This is a genomic window from Leeuwenhoekiella sp. A2, from assembly GCF_047946655.1.
Lineage (GTDB): Bacteria > Bacteroidota > Bacteroidia > Flavobacteriales > Flavobacteriaceae > Leeuwenhoekiella.
The window spans coordinates 3,719,920-3,738,406 of sequence record NZ_CP172311.1; the positions used below are offsets into that span (position 1 = coordinate 3,719,920).

At 36.6% G+C, this 18,487-nt stretch carries 17 protein-coding genes; 8 read left to right on the forward strand and 9 right to left on the reverse strand.

Annotated features, from left to right (window positions below):
• The first annotated feature begins 1 nt into the window (after nucleotide 1).
• The 5 genes from dapB to ACH3PA_RS16385 all read left to right on the forward strand — a co-directional run bounded on the left by dapB (nucleotide 2) and on the right by ACH3PA_RS16385 (nucleotide 4,430).
• Nucleotides 2–700 (forward strand): 4-hydroxy-tetrahydrodipicolinate reductase, encoded by a 699-nt coding sequence (gene dapB, locus ACH3PA_RS16365; protein ID WP_416442148.1) that lies wholly within the window; start codon nucleotides 2–4, stop codon nucleotides 698–700.
• Nucleotides 701–749: 49 nt separating this feature from the next.
• Nucleotides 750–2,324 carry a signal peptidase I gene (gene lepB / locus ACH3PA_RS16370; protein ID WP_416442149.1) on the forward strand — a complete coding sequence of 525 codons (1,575 nt, stop codon included), beginning with the start codon at nucleotides 750–752 and terminating at the stop codon, nucleotides 2,322–2,324.
• Between the two features lie 205 nt (nucleotides 2,325–2,529).
• A complete protein-coding gene (locus ACH3PA_RS16375; RefSeq protein WP_416442150.1) occupies nucleotides 2,530–2,958 on the forward strand; it encodes an FKBP-type peptidyl-prolyl cis-trans isomerase in 429 nt (142 codons plus the stop codon).
• 138 nt (nucleotides 2,959–3,096) lie between these two features.
• A complete protein-coding gene (locus ACH3PA_RS16380) occupies nucleotides 3,097–3,930 on the forward strand; it encodes an OmpA/MotB family protein (protein WP_416442151.1) in 834 nt (277 codons plus the stop codon).
• Nucleotides 3,931–4,055: 125 nt separating this feature from the next.
• Nucleotides 4,056–4,430 carry a hypothetical protein gene (locus ACH3PA_RS16385; RefSeq protein ID WP_416442152.1) on the forward strand — a complete coding sequence of 125 codons (375 nt, stop codon included), beginning with the start codon at nucleotides 4,056–4,058 and terminating at the stop codon, nucleotides 4,428–4,430.
• Between the two features lie 5 nt (nucleotides 4,431–4,435).
• Here the strand turns inward: ACH3PA_RS16385 and nhaD are convergent, their stop codons facing one another.
• From nhaD to ACH3PA_RS16400, 3 genes are all read right to left on the reverse strand, one after another.
• Entirely contained in the window at nucleotides 4,436–5,752 is a 1,317-nt protein-coding gene (gene nhaD / locus ACH3PA_RS16390) for a sodium:proton antiporter NhaD (RefSeq protein WP_416442153.1), read from the reverse strand.
• Nucleotides 5,753–5,927: 175 nt separating this feature from the next.
• The gene (locus ACH3PA_RS16395) at nucleotides 5,928–6,671 is read right to left on the reverse strand and encodes an SDR family oxidoreductase (protein ID WP_416442154.1); all 744 of its coding nucleotides are present in this window, start codon (nucleotides 6,669–6,671) and stop codon (nucleotides 5,928–5,930) included.
• A 97-nt stretch (nucleotides 6,672–6,768) separates the two neighbouring features.
• A complete protein-coding gene (locus tag ACH3PA_RS16400; RefSeq protein WP_416442155.1) occupies nucleotides 6,769–7,356 on the reverse strand; it encodes a Crp/Fnr family transcriptional regulator in 588 nt (195 codons plus the stop codon).
• 424 nt (nucleotides 7,357–7,780) lie between these two features.
• On the opposite strand from ACH3PA_RS16400, the gene ACH3PA_RS16405 reads away from it, so the two are divergent.
• Both ACH3PA_RS16405 and ACH3PA_RS16410 read left to right on the forward strand, forming a co-directional pair.
• Nucleotides 7,781–10,288: a transglycosylase domain-containing protein gene (locus ACH3PA_RS16405; RefSeq protein WP_416442156.1), complete on the forward strand. Its 2,508-nt coding sequence runs from the start codon at nucleotides 7,781–7,783 to the stop codon at nucleotides 10,286–10,288.
• 140 nt (nucleotides 10,289–10,428) lie between these two features.
• The gene (locus ACH3PA_RS16410) at nucleotides 10,429–11,295 is read left to right on the forward strand and encodes a sigma-70 family RNA polymerase sigma factor (RefSeq protein ID WP_416442157.1); all 867 of its coding nucleotides are present in this window, start codon (nucleotides 10,429–10,431) and stop codon (nucleotides 11,293–11,295) included.
• A gap of 61 nt (nucleotides 11,296–11,356) precedes the next feature.
• On the opposite strand, the gene ACH3PA_RS16415 is transcribed toward ACH3PA_RS16410, so the two are convergent.
• Genes ACH3PA_RS16415 through ACH3PA_RS16435 form a run of 5 tightly spaced genes read right to left on the reverse strand, consistent with a single transcriptional unit; the run spans nucleotide 11,357 to nucleotide 16,988 of the window.
• On the reverse strand, nucleotides 11,357–11,917 hold the full coding sequence (locus tag ACH3PA_RS16415; protein WP_416442158.1) for a type 1 periplasmic binding fold superfamily protein: 561 nt from the start codon (nucleotides 11,915–11,917) through the stop codon (nucleotides 11,357–11,359).
• A gap of 3 nt (nucleotides 11,918–11,920) precedes the next feature.
• Complete coding sequence (locus ACH3PA_RS16420; RefSeq protein ID WP_416442159.1) at nucleotides 11,921–14,323, reverse strand: TonB-dependent receptor; 2,403 nt, start codon at nucleotides 14,321–14,323, stop codon at nucleotides 11,921–11,923.
• A gap of 57 nt (nucleotides 14,324–14,380) precedes the next feature.
• Entirely contained in the window at nucleotides 14,381–14,686 is a 306-nt protein-coding gene (locus tag ACH3PA_RS16425) for a hypothetical protein (RefSeq protein ID WP_416442160.1), read from the reverse strand.
• Between the two features lie 54 nt (nucleotides 14,687–14,740).
• Entirely contained in the window at nucleotides 14,741–15,448 is a 708-nt protein-coding gene (locus tag ACH3PA_RS16430) for a DUF2490 domain-containing protein (protein WP_416442161.1), read from the reverse strand.
• A 10-nt stretch (nucleotides 15,449–15,458) separates the two neighbouring features.
• Complete coding sequence (locus tag ACH3PA_RS16435; RefSeq protein ID WP_416442162.1) at nucleotides 15,459–16,988, reverse strand: DEAD/DEAH box helicase; 1,530 nt, start codon at nucleotides 16,986–16,988, stop codon at nucleotides 15,459–15,461.
• A 251-nt stretch (nucleotides 16,989–17,239) separates the two neighbouring features.
• On the opposite strand from ACH3PA_RS16435, the gene ACH3PA_RS16440 reads away from it, so the two are divergent.
• Nucleotides 17,240–17,614: a hypothetical protein gene (locus ACH3PA_RS16440; RefSeq protein WP_416442163.1), complete on the forward strand. Its 375-nt coding sequence runs from the start codon at nucleotides 17,240–17,242 to the stop codon at nucleotides 17,612–17,614.
• Between the two features lie 40 nt (nucleotides 17,615–17,654).
• Here ACH3PA_RS16440 and ACH3PA_RS16445 read toward each other — a convergent pair whose 3' ends face one another.
• Entirely contained in the window at nucleotides 17,655–18,374 is a 720-nt protein-coding gene (locus ACH3PA_RS16445) for an SDR family oxidoreductase (protein ID WP_416442164.1), read from the reverse strand.
• Between the last annotated feature and the right edge of the window lie 113 nt (nucleotides 18,375–18,487).

Below are 18,487 nucleotides of genomic sequence, written 5' to 3' on the forward strand. Positions count from 1 at the left end.
AATGAATATTGCACTTTTAGGATATGGGCGTATGGGAAAAACCATTGCCACAATAGCAGAAGATCGTGGTCACAAAATAGTGCGTCGCATTGATAAGGAAGATTCTTTTGACCTTAATGGTGTAGATGTTGCTATAGATTTTAGTATTCCTGAAGCAGCTGTAGCAAATATTACCCAATGTCTCAATTCTGATGTTCCTGTTGTTTCAGGCACCACAGGATGGCTAGACAACTACGATAAGATGGTACAACTTTGCAGTGATAAAAATGGTGCTTTTTTGTATGCATCAAATTTTAGTGTAGGTGTTAATATATTTTTCGAATTAAATAAACAGCTTGCTAAAATGATGGCAAAGCTTTCTAATTATAATGTAAGTATGGAAGAAACTCATCACATACATAAATTAGATGCTCCCAGCGGTACCGCTATCACACTTGCAGAAGGTATTATAGAAAATACAGACCACAACGGCTGGCTTCTTGACAAAGAAGAGGAAGATAAGGTGACCATTAGATCTATAAGAGAAGGAGAAGTACCGGGAACGCATAGTATAAAATATACGAGCGATGTAGATGATATTACAATAGAGCACAAAGCTCACAGCAGGCAGGGATTTGCTCTGGGGGCCGTTATTGCTGCAGAATGGATTGTAGATAAAAATGGCGTCTTTTCTATGAAAGACGTATTAAGTTTAGGCTAAACTGTAACCAAAACTTATAAAAGCATACCTATATTAAAAGCATCAGCTTATGACAATGACACAATGGTTACTATTCTTTTTAATTATACAGGTAGTACACTTTTTAGGCACATGGAAATTATACGTAAAAGCAGGTAGACAAGCATGGGAAGCTGCAGTCCCTGTTTATAACGCAATCATTCTTATGAAGATCATTAACCGACCTAAATGGTGGGTTATTTTACTTTTTATACCCATCGTAAACTTAATTATGTTTCCGGTTATCTGGGTAGAAACAGCGCGTAGCTTTGGTAAGAATACCTACACAGATACTTTTCTAGCAATCATAACTTTAGGTCTTTACCTCTACTATATTAATTATGCGACAGATGCCCAATATGTTGAAAATCGCTCTTTAAAGCCAAAAAGCGCCTCCGGAGAATGGATTTCTTCGCTGCTTTTTGCAGTTGTCGCGGCTACGATTGTGCATACCTATGTCATGCAGCCTTTTACAATACCTACCTCTTCGCTTGAAAAAACATTGCTGGTAGGCGATTTTCTTTTCGTAAGTAAATTTCACTACGGCGCTCGCACACCTATGACTACTGTGAGTTTCCCAATGGTGCATGATACAATTCCCGTAATTAAAACAAGATCTTACACCACCTGGCCACAGCTGCCCTATTTTAGATTACCCGGTTTTCAGGATATAGAACGCAATGATATTGTCGTTTTTGGCTGGCCGGTTGATACTGTTAATCAAATGGGACCCTATAATAATGGACAGCATTATTACAAGCCTATTGACAAAAAGTCAAACTACGTAAAACGTTGCGTGGGACTGCCTGGCGATAGCTTAAAAATTGTAGATGGTAAGGTATATACAAATGGTGAACCGTTACAATTACCAGAAAGAGCAAAACCGCAGTTTAGTTACGTAGGTCGTGCAAAAGGTAGTGGCTTCAATACTCAAAATCTATATGAACGTTATGATATTACAGACGGTGTGGGTTTTGTTAATCAAAATATTTTTCAGGTACGAGCTATAACAGAAAAGGGAGCTGAAGCATTCCGTAATCATCCTAATGTTGCCTCTTTAGAACGTTATATCTCACCAGAAGATCAGTCAGAACCCGGTATTTTTCCCGGTGGCAGTGCAAGTTTGGGTAACAGAGATCAAATGAGATCTTTTTACATTCCTAAAAAAGATGCGACAATAGATATCAATCAGGAGAATTTACCTTTATATAAACGCATAATTGAGGTTTATGAAGGCAAAGAAATGGGCGTTGATAATAAACTATCTCTTAATGGAACCGATATTTTATTAAACGGTTCTCCCCTGACTCAATATACTTTTAAGCAAAATTACTACTGGATGATGGGCGATAATCGCCATAATTCTGAAGACAGCCGCTACTGGGGATTTGTACCAGAAAATCATGTCGTAGGTAAACCTGTATTTATCTGGATGAGTTGGGATTCTAACGCGCAGGGATTCTTTAATAAAATAAGATGGGAACGTCTTTTCACAACTGTAGGCGGTAAAGGAGAACCTGTATCTTACTTGTGGTATTTTGTTATCGCTTTAATAGGATATTACGTTGTCACGAAAATCATTAAGATTCAGCGAGCTAAGAAATAAGCATTACATATTTTATTATAAAAGCATCAGTTTTACGCTGGTGCTTTTTTATTTATACTCCATAAACTTTCGCTGAAAAGCAATTTTTATAAAAACCTAATAATCTGATTTTTAACTATTTTAGACCGATTTTTAACGTTATTATTCAGGTATTAGAAATGCCTTTGCTTACATTCCGCACTTTAGAAATTGATAAATAAAAATTATGAGTCAAGTAAAAGCTAATGATACCGTTAAGGTACATTACACAGGAAAATTAAGCAACGGTCAAATTTTTGACAGCTCTGTAGATAAAGAGCCCTTACAGATAAAATTAGGAGAAGGACAGTTGATTCCTGGTTTTGAAAAAGGTCTTATTGACATGAAAGTTAATGAGAAAAAAACAGTTACTATACCTCAGGATGAGGCCTATGGTGAAGTAAGAAAAGATCTTTTTCAGGAAATCCCAAAGACTGAACTTCCGCCAGAAATAAATCCTGAAGTTGGGATGGGTCTTGTAGCCCGCAATCCTGATGGTAGCGAGCGACAGTTGCGTGTAGCAGAAGTAAAACCTGAAACTATCGTGATAGATGCTAATCACCCTCTTGCAGGACAAGAACTAGTATTTGATCTTGAACTTGTAGATATACAGTAGTTTAAAGAATAATAATGTGATCAAAATGCTGTATGGTTTTACCATGCAGCATTTTTTTTTAACACAACAATAGGCTTTTTAAAGAAATAATTAAGAAGCATAACCTGTTATAGAACTTACAATTTTAAAAACTTTACAATGAAAAAGATCATAACATTAACCATCATCTCCTCTGTTTTAATTACATCGTGTGTTTCTAAAAAGAAATATGCAGAACTGCAAAGCGAATACTATAACACAAGAGGAACTCTTACAAAGACACAAGTAGAAAAAGAAGAGATTGAAGCAAAGTATGCCGCGATACAAGAACGTGTAGCGAACTACAATGCTAAAATTAATTCATTACAAAGCTCAAATGATGAGAAATACGACCTGGTAGATAATCTGGGAGTTATGTCGAATAATTCAAAAAATAAAATGAGGGAAACATTAAAGAATGTTGACCAAAGTGAACTGGCACAAGCTAAGACACTTGAAGATTCTATGAACCTTGCTATTTCTTATAATCTTAAAAAGAATTTAGATAGTAATGTAGCCTCAGACGACGACGTAGATATCTCTATTGATGAAACGGTCGTAATGATTTCTGTTTCTGATAAATTACTTTTTAATTCTGGAAGCTACAGAGTAAGCAAAAAAGCAGATAATCTCTTACAGAGACTTGCAGATGTTATAAACTCTGAACCGGCTATTGAAGTAATGGTAGAAGGTCATACTGATGACAAAACAGTAAAACCAGGTTCTTATATTAAAGATAACTGGGATTTAAGCGTGCAACGTGCGACGGCTATAATAAGAGAATTACAGGATGATTATAATGTTGATCCTTCTAAACTAATTGCTGCCGGGCGTAGTAGTTATATGCCTTTAGTGCCTAATGATAGTAAAGATAATATGGCGAAAAACAGAAGAACAAGAATTGTTATTTTGCCAAATCTTGATAAATTTTTATCACTTATGAGTTCTAACTAATAAAATAGAATTCAGATATTATTTAAAAAGCCGCAATTGCGGCTTTTTTTATGATTTAGTTTCTAAAGACCAAAAAGATTTCTTTTCTCAATTCAAGTACATATATTAGCATTTTTAAAGACTTTATGGGAACAATTTTTGACATATCTAATATCTGTGCCGGTATTCTATTAGGGATTAGTGTACTTGACAGATGGGACGGCAGTAGCCAAATTTTCACAAAAGCTGCAGGGATTTTGGCCCCATTTAGAACGATTATTGGCTGTATTAGCCTGATTTTAGGGATTATTTATATATTTAGACCTTTTTGTACGCTTTACGATCTTATAGGGATACTTGCTGGTCTTACTCTTTTATCAGGATCCCTCGAGAAAGTTCCTGCCATTGGAGATTTTTTAGAAAAAATATCAAATGGCTTAACACCGTTTAAAGCAGCAATAGGGATCGCTGCTCTCGTAGTAGGACTTCTTGGTCTCTTTAATGTCGCAGTTCTTTGCTAGATTATTTAGTTTAATAAGTACAATACAGCAACACCTGCAAAATAGCCTAAAATAGCAATCCAGCTAATGTGGCGTACGTACCACATGAACTCGATTTTAAGCAAGCCCATTATTGCTACACCAGCTGCAGAACCAATTATCAATACACTACCACCTGTACCTGCACAATAAGCCAGTAACTCCCAGAAAGTAGAATCTGTAGGATAAGTATCTAAAGAGTACATACCCATTGCTCCCGCTACTAGCGGTACATTATCTACAACAGCAGAAAGTAAACCGATAAAAATATTTACCAGATAAATATCGTGAAAGGTATCATCTAGAACCTGTGCAAGATCTTGTAAAACACCCGCAGTTTGCAAACTAGCAACAGCTAGTAAAATACCTAAAAAGAAAAGTATACTAGGTGTATCTACCTTTTTAATAACACCTGATACAGAGAGTTGATACTTTCTAGAGTATTCTTTACTTCTATGCAGAAGTTCTGTAGTGACCCAAAGAATGCCCAAACTTAAAAGCATACCCATAAATGGCGGGAGATGTGTCGCATTTTTAAATACGGGAACAAAGAGAAGTCCCGCTATACCTAACCAAAATACCAGTTTCTGCTCCATTGTTGTAACCGCAGGATGTTGTGGATTTTCTTCAACTATACTGTCAGGACGTTCAGTTCTTCCTCCCATCTTAATTGTAAGAACAATAAGCGGTACAAGAAGACAGGCTAAACTAGGCAGAAAAACAGTAGTAATAATATGTCCTGCGGTTACCTGTCCTCCTATCCACAACATAATTGTGGTAACATCACCTATAGGTGACCAGGCACCACCAGCGTTGGCAGCCAGAACTACCATACCACCAAAGAACCATTTGTCTTCCTTTTTCTTTAGAAGTTTCTTTAATAAAGCTGCCATTACAATAGCAGTAGTTAAATTATCAAGAGCAGCAGAGAAAAAGAAAGTAATGCTACAGATGATCCACAATAGTTTTACCCTGTTTGCGGTAGTAATTTTATCTGTTACAACTTCAAAACCTTTGTGCACATCAATAAGTTCAACAATTGTCATCGCTGCCAGCAGAAAGAATAATATCTCTGCTATCTCACCTATATGTACCAGCAAGGTCTCTTCCAGAAAAGAACCCGTTTCTTCAGCTCCGGCTACAGGTGTGGTTTCCACCAGAAGGGTATCCTGACCTATAATAAGAACTGTCCAGCAGATCACACCTGTAAGGATGGCTGCGGCTGCTTTGTCTATTTTAATGTTATGTTCAAGTGCAATGCCCAGGTATCCCAGGACGAAGATGGAGATAAGTAAAACGTACATACAGAATTTATAATTGTAGTATGATAAAGATATAGGCATTCCCCATAAAGTGGATTATAATTTTCTTAAAAATATGATAAAATGATATATTTTTTTAGAGTTGATAATTAGGCATAAAAAAGCCCGATCAACATAAGTTAATCGGGCTTGATTTAATTATTATATAATCAGCAGTTTACATTTCCTGAGTTGTAGGGCGTATTAAAATCTCATTTACGCTTGATCTGTCTGGTTGTGTTAATGCATAGAGAATAGAGTCTGCTATATCCTGACCTTCAAGAGGTGTCATATCTTCAAATTGTGACATTGTCTTTTTCACATCCTCATCTGTAATGGTGTTTGTTAGCTCTGTTGCTACAAAACCCGGCTCTATTGAGGTTACCTTTACATTGTACTTAGGCCCCATTTCTATACGAATACCTTCACTTAAGGCACGTACAGCATACTTAGTAGCTGAGTAGACTGCCGAGGATGGAGTTACTTTACGTCCCGCCACAGAAGAGACATTTATAATATGCCCACTTTTATTTTCTTTCATATCAGGAACGACAGCAGCTACACCGTTAAGAACACCTTTAATATTAACATCTACCATTTTATCCCATTCTTCTGTACGAAGATTTTCAATGAAAGATAATGGCATTAGTCCGGCGTTATTTACTAAAGCATCTACTTTACCAAATTTATCGTGAGTTTCTGTGATAACCTTTTTCCAGTCGTCTTTGCTTACAACATCGGCAGTTACAAAATGTGCTTTGCCTCCGTCACTTTCTATGCGTTGTTTTAATTTTTCAAGTTTTTCTGTTCTTCTGGCAGTAATAACCACATTCGCTCCAGCTTTTGCAAGAGTTTCTGCCGTTGCTTCTCCTATTCCGCTTGAAGCTCCTGTTACTATTATTGTCTTATTTTGTAAACTCATTGTATCTGTTTTTTAATTCAAAGTAAAACTAATGAGCAAACCTGAGAGTAAAATTGATGTATGTTAGTCTACCCTGTTAATGAAGGTTGAAAACAAGTTAAGATGCGTTAAGAGTTGCCAGTTCTCGCCTAATTCTGCTGAGAGATTCTGGTTTAATACCCAGATAACTAGCGATATGATAATTAGCCACGCGCTGTTCTATACTGGGATATGTCTTACAAAATTCTATATAACGTTCTCTGCTGTCTTTTTCTAAACCAGACTGAATTCTGTTTGTAAGACTCAAATAGGCGTTTGTGGTCTTTATGCGGAAGAAGCGCTCAAACTTAGGAATTCTGCTATAAAGCTCTTCCAGATTAGATTTTTTTAGGCCAAGTAATAAAGAATCCTCAACGCTTTCTATGGTCAATTTTGCAGGTAAATCGTTAAAAAAGGCATTAAAATCAGCTATCCACCAATCTTCTATTGCAAATTGAACTACAGAATTATGACCTGTTTCTGAGGTATGAAAAGCCTTTAAACATCCTTTTACCACATAATATTCGGTATCTACATACATCCCGGGCTTAATGAGTTGTTCTTTTCTTTTTATTTCAACCGGAATAAGGATGCTTTTAAATTCATCAAATTCTTTATCACTTAGCGGAATAATTTTTTCTATATGTTGGCGTATCTCAGAATACATAATTAGGATCTAAAATTTAAAAATAGTTTAAACCGAAATAATTAGGAAGAGAACAGTGAGGCTTTGGGTATTTTTTAGGGAAAGAGATCGATATAGCCTTAATGTAAAAAGCTTCTATCCCGCATAAACCAGATAGAAGCCCTTAAATTCTTTAAACATCTTAATAAACTCTTAAGTGGTTATTTACCTACAAGCAATACTTAATCCTTCTTAAATACAGCCTATAATTTTTAAAAGCACCTCCCGAAAAAATCCGGCTAAAAGCTCTTAAAACCTCCCTTTAAAGTCTAAAAACTAAGATATTATAACTATAAGTATACTTTCTTGTGATTATGTTACAACGAAATTAAAAATATTTAAGATGTTAAAGAATTACAAAGCAATTTGCTTAAGATAAGGGCTATCCTTTTATTTGCATTATCTTATGAAAAGTACCCTTCGTAATTGGTTTCATCACAGCTATAGCAAGTTCTCATCAACGGTAGCTGATAGGTTTCCAAAATCTTATATTTTCTTAAAACAGGCAGGGAGTACAGTAAGTATTTTTCTAGATCGGTTATTTGAGCGAAAATGGGCCAGATACCTAACTCTTGCGGCAGGAAGTCTTTTTCTGGCATTTTCTTTATTCTTTTTTAGTATATACGTTGGCGTTTGGGGCAAACTTCCCGGAAAAGAGCAGCTTTCACATCTTAATCAATCTCTCGCGAGCCAGTTGCTCGACAGAAACGGTGAAGTAATAGGAAAATATTTTATATATGACAGGCGCCCCATTACATATAAAGAAATCCCGGCACATTTAAGAGAAGCCTTAATAGCTACTGAGGATTCACGTTTTTACGATCACGATGGTATTGATAAAAGAAGTCTTCTGCGGGTATTTTTTAAAACCCTTCTATTACAGGATGATTCTGCTGGTGGCGGTAGTACAATAACGCAGCAGTTGGCCAAGAATTTATTTGGCCGTGAAGACAGTGGTAAAATTGGTCTTATTGTTTCTAAATTCAAAGAATTTATACTTGCACAACGTTTAGAAGAAATTTACACTAAAGATGAGATTCTCAACCTTTATCTCAATACAGTGCCCTTTCCAGATTATACATTTGGTATTGAAAGCGCCTCTCAAAAGTTTTTTGATAAAACAACGCGCGAACTTAATCTAAACGAAGCCGCCATTCTTGTAGGAACGCTAAAAGCAAATCATAGTTATAACCCGCGTCTCTTCCCCGAAAGGGCTAAGCAAAGAAGAAATGTTGTGCTGGGCCAGATGATACATTACGGCTATATCACGCAAAAAGATACTGTAGATATGGCGCGAGACACCATACAATTGCATTATCAACGCTATGACGATTACGGTCTTGCACCTTATTTTAGAGAATTGGTGAGAAGAGACGTACAGAATATTTTAAAAGATTATAAAAAACCAGATGGTTCTGCGTATAACCTTTACAAAGATGGACTCACCATTACCACAACGCTTGATAAGAAAATGCAGCAATATGCAGAAGCAGGTATGAAAACCCATATGAAAGAGCTGCAGGCCACTTATGAAAAAGCATATGGTAAATATGCCCCCTGGAGACGTACGAATATTTTAGACCCTTCTATTAAAAAACTTGATATATATAAACGCCTTACTGCTAAAGGATTTAGTGAAAAACAGATTCTTGATTCTCTCGGTAAAAAACAAATGCGCCAGATCTTTGACTGGAATGGTGATGATGACAAACAGAATATTTCTGTAATAGACAGCTTATCACATTCTTTATCACTTCTTAATTGCGGTTTTATGGCGATAGACCCACACTCTGGTGGAATATTGGCTTATATAGGTGGCATAGATTATCAATATTTTAAATATGACCATGTGAGCCAAAGCAAACGCATGGTAGGCTCAACTTTTAAACCCTTTGTATACACCACCGCATTAGAGAATGACATAGACCCCTGCTCCTATTATTCTGCTGAAGAAGAAACATATTTAGTTGATAATAAAATATGGACACCCTCTAATGCAAGCGATGAAGGAGGTCGTTTTACTTCTTATTCATTAAAAGGTGCGCTAAGTCATTCTGTGAATACCGTGGCAGTAAAAGTATTACTTGATGTAGGCATCGATAAAGTGGTCGCTCAGGCGAAAAAGATGGGTTTACAGGATAAACTCCCATTTGTGCCCTCATTAGCTTTAGGAACTGCCGAAATAAGACTTCGTGATCTCGCTGCAGCTTATACTCCATTTGCAAACAATGGCAAACCTGTTAAGCCAATTTACATTTCTAAAATTACAGACAGGGAGGGAAATATAATAGCAGAGTTTAACCCTGAGCCATCAGAAAAGAAAGCGATAAGCAACTTTACCCGAGAAGCTATGATTAACATGATGCAGGGCACGGTAGAAGAAGGTACTGCTAACAGATTGCGTTATAAATATCATTTAAATAATGACATTGCCGCTAAAACGGGTACAACACAGGATAACAAAGATGGTTGGTTTGTGAGTGTTATGCCACAGCTAATAACTGCTACGTGGGTAGGTAACGACGATTATAGAATAGGATTTAGCAGTACAAGTTTAGGATCAGGAGCAAATTCTGCTTTGCCTATCTTTGCAAAGTTTATGACCAGACTTAATGCAGATACAACATATACGAAAATTACAAAAGCAAGATTTGCACACCCATCGCCAGAGGTAGAAAGTGCACTTTCATGCGAAAGCATAAAACAGGATAGTACATCTGTACGCTATCTTTTTAGAAACTTATTCGGTAATAATGATTCAGACAAAGAACCCGTAAGAATTGACAGTAAAGGCCGACGAATAGAAACAGCGCAAACAATTAACGAGGAAGATGCTGTGGAAGAAAATGCAGAAAAAGAACGAAAAGGCTTTTTCTCATTCCTTAAGCGCAAAAAGAAGGATGAAGATAATTAAGTAATACCCAAATAAATCATAAAATAGATTGATTTAGGTGTTAATATGCTAAATAAATAATAAATATACGCAATTAATTTGTTTTTACCTTTTTTATCCACTATAATACATCTTCTTTAAACTTAAAAACATATTTATATATGAGACAACTCAAGATCACCAAGCAGGTTACCAATCGAGAATCGAAATCCCTCAATACATATTTGCAGGATGTGAGTAAGCTCGATATGATAAATGCTGAGGAAGAGGTCGAGTTGGCACAACGTATTCGTGAAGGTGATCAGGTTGCCTTAGAACGTTTGACGAAAGCTAATTTACGTTTTGTGGTTTCTGTAGCAAAACAGTACCAAAATCAAGGTCTGAAACTTCCAGATCTTATCAATGAAGGTAATGTAGGTCTGGTTAAGGCTGCAAAACGTTTTGATGAAACTCGTGGATTTAAATTTATTTCCTACGCAGTTTGGTGGATTCGTCAATCAATCTTACAGGCTATTTCAGAACATTCAAGAACTGTACGTCTACCTTTAAACAAGATTGGTACAATAAGTAAGATCAACAAAGCATATTCTTACTTAGAGCAAAGTCTTGAGCGTCCACCTTCTGCAGATGAGATTGCAAAAGAACTTGATATGACCGTTCAAAAGGTAAAACTTGCTATGAAAAATAGCGGTCGTAACTTGTCTATGGATGCGCCTTTTAAAGAAGGCGAGAATGACTCAAATTTATATGATGTATTGAGATCTGGTGAATCACCAAATCCAGATGCAGATTTATTGCAAGAGTCATTAGGAACAGAGATCGAAAGAGCTCTGGAAACCCTTTCTCCTCGTGAGTCTGACGTGATTAAACTTAACTATGGCCTAGGTGGTGAGCAACCTCATACCCTGCAGGAAATAGGAGAAATGTTTGATCTAAGTCGCGAGCGCGTAAGACAAATACGTGAAAAAGGTATTCGCAGATTGAGACACACTTCCCGAAGCAAGGTGTTAAAGACCTATTTAGGATAAAATTCCTAGATCATTATTTAAAAAACAGGCGGACATTTATGATCCGCCTGTTTTTTTTGTACTACTCTACTGTTATATTAAATATCTGGGCAAAATCGGTTTCACCACCGGCATTGGTGATATCACCGTCTCTTACTCCAGCTTCAGATTTATCCGGTTTGTGCCTTAATGTTGCAGTTAAAGATCCTGAACCAGCAGAAACCGTTGTAAGCGTAAACTCGATTCCTATTGGGTCTCCGTTTAAATCAGAATCTTTATAAGCAATTGCTGCATTTACATTTCCGCCCAATTCATAAAAGAATTGATGGTCAACTCCTTCCTCTTCTACTTCTTCTGTTATAATTTCGGCAGGAAATACAGTTTCATTTAGCAATGTTGCGGTTCCTGAATATGCTGTATTAGCAACAAGGGACCCTGAAATATTTATTTCAGGAGCATCAGGACCATCCCCATCTATATCGCGTGAAGTTAGGGTTACAATATCACCACCATTATCAGGTGTCAACTCAATTGTTAAGGTTGTAATAACTTCTTCTTCATTTATAGGCTCAGGAATTCTATCCGGTGAACATGCGGAAAGAATTGTGAACGTGAATAATATTATATATATATTCTTTTTCATGATCTAATAGTTAAGCTTCAATTGTATTCTAAAATTTCTTCCTAAATCATCAACAAAATATCGCTGTCTGTTGAGGTAATCCCGGTAATTAGTATCTAATAAATTGTCAACATAAAAACCCAGAGTCAGGTTAGATGAATTGGTTACCGGCAGATCTATAGAAGACGAAAAGTGGAATAGATTATAACCGGCGGGCGGTTTGCTAATTTCAACTTTAGTGTCAACCTGCGTACCATTAACAGGTACAGGAACTATAAAATCATTATCGGGATATCTTGTTTGAGTGAATACACTCTGACTTCGCAGTGCAAGTGTCAAATTGTGCCATTTTGAACTATATGTCAGGGTATTGGTAAAATTAGGAGCAGGCATATCTATTAACGGTTTATCCCTGTCGAGATCCTGACCATTAACATAGGCCAAATTGCTCTGTAAACTGAAATTATCATTAAAAGTATACGCTGCATCTACGTCTACACCAAATAAGCGCGCATTCACCTGATTATACTGGTACACCGGGAAAGCCCCTCGTGTAGTCTGCTGAACGCCGAAAGGTTCTAGAATAATGAAATTATCAATCTTATTATAATAAGGGTTTACACCAAACGTAAAACGATTAAAGCTTCCTTCTAACGATAAACTGGCTTTATAAGATTGCTCCTTCTCTAACCTTAGGTCTCCCAGTTCTATTATCGCTGCAGAATGATGCAAACCGTCACTAAATAACTCTGAAGGATTAGGAGATCTGGATGCTGAGCTTAAATTAAATCTACTTACCAGCTTATCACTAATTATATATTTTACACCGGCCGTTCCAGATAAATTATTATAATCAAAAACAGGATTTGCAAGTAGCTGATTGTCGAGTCTGCTTTGAACTATATTGCTAAAATCGCTTTCGTACCCGCGTTCCTCCCATCGTGAATTCAGGTAATATTTAAGTGCATCAATACGTACAAAATCATATCGTAAACCGGCATCTACAACCCAATTATCGGCTAAATTAAGGTCAAAAGTAGCATAACCTGCAGCTGTATACATTTGATAATCTGGTATCAATCTTCTGATTCCCGTATCAGGATCTGGAAAATTATCCTGATAAGAAACCTCTGTACCAAAATTTGCTTCTAAATTATCTCTGGAATCCCATAAAAAATTAGCTCCCAGCGTATGTGATTTTAACTCCAGATCTAGTGAAGGATTATCTTTGTCATCTCCCCTTCTAAGATCATACTCTTGTCTTTTATTAAATTGATAAGAATAGTCTACACTCAACTTACCTGCATTTTCAAATCTTTTAAAGACGCTTAATTTGGCTAAATGATGCTGCACTGCTTGTTTGGGTGCATTAACGTCATAGGTAAAGTTATCTATATAAGTAGGCTTATCGCTGTTTATCGCTCTAATGAGATCACCCACGCTACCAATATGTGAAGCTCTTAAAATACCAATATCTGCATTGTAATAGCTGTAAAATGCATCAAAACCATAAGTGAATTTGTTAAGGCCAAAACCTACTGAAAAATCCTTCTCATGACTTCCTGTATTAGATAAATTATAATCTGGCGCTTCCAGGTCACCTGCATATTTTAAAGTTCCTTGACCTTTAAGATACCAGCCAGTTTGGTAGGCTTTTAAAAGACTAGAAGTTGCGCTCAATCCCCTGCCATTGGTGGCTACATTAAAAATGGTTTTACCAAAAAGTGTATCTTTCACAGGAGCTACTCTTCCATCTGTCACTATTACTCCGCCCACGGCATCACCACCATAACGCAAGGCACCAGCTCCTTTAACTACCGTAATATTTGAGGCACTATTCACATCTAGATTGGGAGCGTGCTCAACGCCCCATTCTTGGTCTTTAAGTCTTACACCATTATTAATGATAAGGACTCTGCTACTATGTAGACCCTGTATTACAGGTTTTACTACAGTACTACCCGTATTTAATGAAGAAACTCCACTTATTTCGCGTAAAGCGTCACCCAAACTGGCATTACTATACTTCTCTATAGTACCCTGGTTAATTGATTGCTCTGTGCCACTATTTGTTTCTTCTTTAAATTTTTCTCCAGTTACGGTTACTTCTTTTAGCTCCTCAATATGGTGCTCGAGTTTGAAAATCCTCTGTGTATTACTATTTATGGTAATATTAAAAGAAGCAGTGTCACAGTCAGGATGAGATACTTGTATTACATGATCTCCTGCACAGATATTTTCTAGTTTGTAGTGGCCATCAAAATCTGTTACTGCGTAAATGTTTTCGCCTACAACGCTAAGTGTGGCATTAAATAATGGATTACCGTCATGAAAGTCTGTGACTTTTCCAGACAGGGTTATATTGCACTCCTGTGCTTGAGATATCCAACTCATTAAGAGGATAATCCCAATACCAATATATTTCATTGAAATTGAATTAAAAGATTGGGCCCAAATGGGCAAAAAAGTTAAACTGAATGTAATCTAGGCTACAGGAGGTGCCTTATTCAGTGACCTTCCAAAAAAGAGTGTGGGTTTATGTTGTTCAACCAGAACGGTTGTAACAATATTGGGTATTTCTACAGGGGGAAGTGGCTCAAAAGATGGAATATCTGCCGGAAGATACTCATCACCTATAATCTTAGAATGAGCAAGAAGGCAAACTTTACAGTCGTTCTTAACACCTATATCATGAGTAAGCTGATGTAAATCTGCAAACTTGAGCCCCAGGATCAATATGATCCCAAAAATACTCACCAAGCGTTTATATGATTTAATATGGCTTATCACTTCATCAAATGTAGAATATAAACTATAGAAAAAACCTAAAGCTTTGCAAAAAAGCTAGAAAGTTTGAAATAAAGTAAATGTTAACTGTCCTTTGCTTTGGCTGCTGGTTGTCTCACGCATGTATCCTGTCTCAAAACGAAGTTGGTCTGAAATTGAATATCCTAACCCAGCAAAGGACCAGTTTCTATCAAAAAGAGTCACTTTTCTACCGTTACCTATATTTTTTTGACCATTTATAAAAACCTCAGAATATCCGCTAAAATAGACCGAATTCTTACTTAAATCACTTTTAGTAAGAGGGACTTTAATTGCCAACATATATCGGGCTCTGGTTCTAAAATCCTGATCGTCTACAAATCGCTCCTCAAGCCTTATGCGATGCGATGTGTATATATGTTTACCAAGTTGCTGTGACCAAATAAAATCCTGATGAATTCTGTTTTCCTGAAATTTTGCGTCGCTTTCGTCAAAAGTGCCTGAATTGAAAAAGCCATAACCCGTAGCTACCTTTAATGGCATATTTTCAAAAGAGTATGAGAGAGCCCCTCTGGCTATAAATTGCTGAAAGTCGCTAAATACACTGTAATTACGGTACTGAACATCGCCCATCACACCAAAATGACTTTCCTTAAAATCAGTATTCCAGATATAAACATACCAGGCGCCTAGTTCTGGTTCACCTTCCTGTGCAAATGAAGTTCCCGAAAGTAAAAGTGTAAATGAAAAAATTAAAAAAAGGTAAATCTTTGTAATAATGCGCATAATTTGGTTTTTATTCTACTCCTACTTTAGCATACATCTGGCTCAATTTAAGACGAAGTTTTCTCATGTAGTCTTCTTCAAGCCATTCTTTGTAATTCTGTGTGTTTTTCATAATGCAGTACGAATATAAACGAATTCTGTAGCTTATCTCATCCTGAAGTTGACGAGCTAAAATACGTGCATCAAAAACATCTTCACTGTTTTCATAACAAATTCTGGCATGCTGTTCTACAGAGCGTTCCAGCGCAACTTTAGATTTGAGTCCTTTTGCAAAAACCTCTTCATACTCCTTTTTAATATCAAAATCAAGATTTTTACTATTTGCAAATTCGGCTCGCAGCTCTGGCGGCATTGTATACTCAAAATTGCGCTCAATATCTTCATCACTTACGAGGTTCTCAAGATAGAAATCAGGATATAAGAAAATGTCATTCCAATCCATTGGTGCATCCCAAAGTCCGAATCTGGCCATATTATTACCCAGATCGATGACCTGAAACTCTTTTTTGTTTGGTAATACACGTGAACCTCTCCCTATCATTTGAAAATACAAGGTAAGAGACCTGGTAGCACGGTTAAGTATAATTGTTTCAACACTGGGTTCATCAAAACCTGTAGTAAGAATACTAACCGAAGTTAAAATCGCATCAGGTGTTTTCTTAAACCACCTGAGAATTTCTTTTCGTTCTTTATTATTATGAGTGTTGTCAAGGTGGCGCACATCGTATCCGGCCTCTTTAAAGGTCTCGTAAACGTAACGCGAAGTATTTATACCATTATTAAAAATAAGAGTTTTAGTGCCTTTAGCTTTCTCTTCATATGCAGTAAGAAGTTTCTCCTGCATGCTATGATTTGTATATAATATCTCTGAAGATTTTACCGTATAGTCACCGTTAATACCTATCTGCAGCGTTTTTAAACCAACATCATACGTATGCATATTAGCTTTGGCCAAAAATTCTTTATCTATTAAAGAGCTTATACTTTCACCTATAATAAGCTTGCGATAATTATCTTTCATTGGCAACTTCACGTTAGAACTTAACGGAGTTGCAGTTACACCCAGAATAAAGGCATTTTTAAAATGACTAAATAATTTTCTAAAAGAGTTGTAGTGTGCCTCATCTATAATAACCAGACCAACATCTGTTATATCAATCTGCCCGTCCTGTAAGCGGTTATTGAGCGTTTCTACCATCGCAACATAACACATATAATCCTCATTACCCTCAAGAGTTTTAACCTTGCTGTTAATTACCATGTTTGGCACATTAAAAGAGGTTAACATTCTTGAAGTTTGAGAAGAAAGTTCAATACGATGCGTTAAGATCAATACCTTTTTTTGCTTCTCTGTGATGTAACGACGTACTATTTCTGAAAAAATAACAGTCTTACCACCCCCTGTAGGTAATTGATACAATAAATTGAAATCATCAGGAGATTCCTCCATACATGAGAAGATCCTGTCGAGATCCTTTAATTGATATGAATAAAGTTCTTTACCTGAGTTTCCTCTCTTTCCTATAGCCTTTTCGCTCAAAAGTGAATTTTTTTAAATGTGAATTTTGCAAAATTAAGCCATTTTAGACCTAAATCGAAATCAGCTTTCAAGATTTATAGATTTGATAAATGGTTTCTTAAATTTTCAAATTATTGTAAACTAAATTCTTTATGTTGAAGATTTTGCAATTTTAAATATGGGCTTAAAAAATTTTTCCATAAAAATTATTCAAGTAAAGTGGTAAAAAACGGGCAATCCTTCTACCTTTGTGTTTTAATAAAACCACTATCTTGAAGAATCCTAAAGCGATAAAACTGCTTAATAAATTGATTGATGACGTTGAAAATAATGGCATCATAACAAATACTGTAGTAGACGATCTTAAAAGTCTTAGAGAGCACGCCGTAGAAGAAAAAAGACCATTGCTTGCAAAGGTTATACGTCTGGCCTATGAACATATAGAAGCTTACAAAACATTTGCTGTGGGCATACCAGAGGAAGAACCAATTGAAGGCTACGAAGAAAGTGTAGAAGCTGAAGAGTCTGAACCTCAGGAAAGTTTATTATACCTTTTCAATCTGCTTGCTGAACCAGACAACAAGACAAACAGATTAGACCTGCGCTCCTATGTAGAGGAACTTCAGGAATACGCTGATGAAAACTAAAACAAAAGCCCTTGATAATCTCAAGGGCTTTTTTGTTACTTTACTTTTGTGGCGGCTTTGATGGCCTAACCTCAACTTTACTGGGTAATGTTCTGGGATTCATTTGTAACAAATCTGCAACTAACTGCCCAATATCTTCTTTCTGTATTTTCCACTCATCTCTGTCTGAAGGTTCGTCACCATTAAAATGTGTTGCCACACTTCCCGGCATTATAGTAGAGACTTTTATACCATGCTGTCTTAGATCGAGCATTATAGCCTGACTAAAACCTGTCACACCAAATTTACTCGCGTTATACGCTGCCCCGCCAGCAAAAAAATTAGTTCCTGCCAGACTTGATATAGTTATAATGTAACCCTGAGATTCTTTAAGAGCATCTACTGCCGCTTTCACACTGTAAAAGACTCCTGTTAGATTTGTATCAATAGTTTCCTGCCACTGCCCTACCGTAAGATCTGCTACGTTAGCAAAATGACCTATACCCGCATTTGCTATAAGTACGTCAAGCTGTCCCCACTCTGCGATGACCTGATTAACAGCGCTCATTTGACTATCTATACTGCGCACATCTGCTTTTATACCAATGGCTTTACCTTTTCCTGATTTATTCAGCTCTGCGGCTGCTTTTTCTGCCGCGGTAAGCGTTCTGCTTGTAATAGCAACATTCATACCTAGTTCTAACAGCGCTTCTGCAACGCCTTGACCTATACCTTTTGTGCCCCCGGTTATGAGGGCAACTTTGTTTTTAAGATTTTCCATATGTTAAAAATATAGTTATTCCTGATTTTTAGAGTAATCAATAATTTAAATTTTTGCCAAAATATTAATATAGCGTCCTGCTGCTTTGCAATACGTCTGCGTAAGACTTAGTT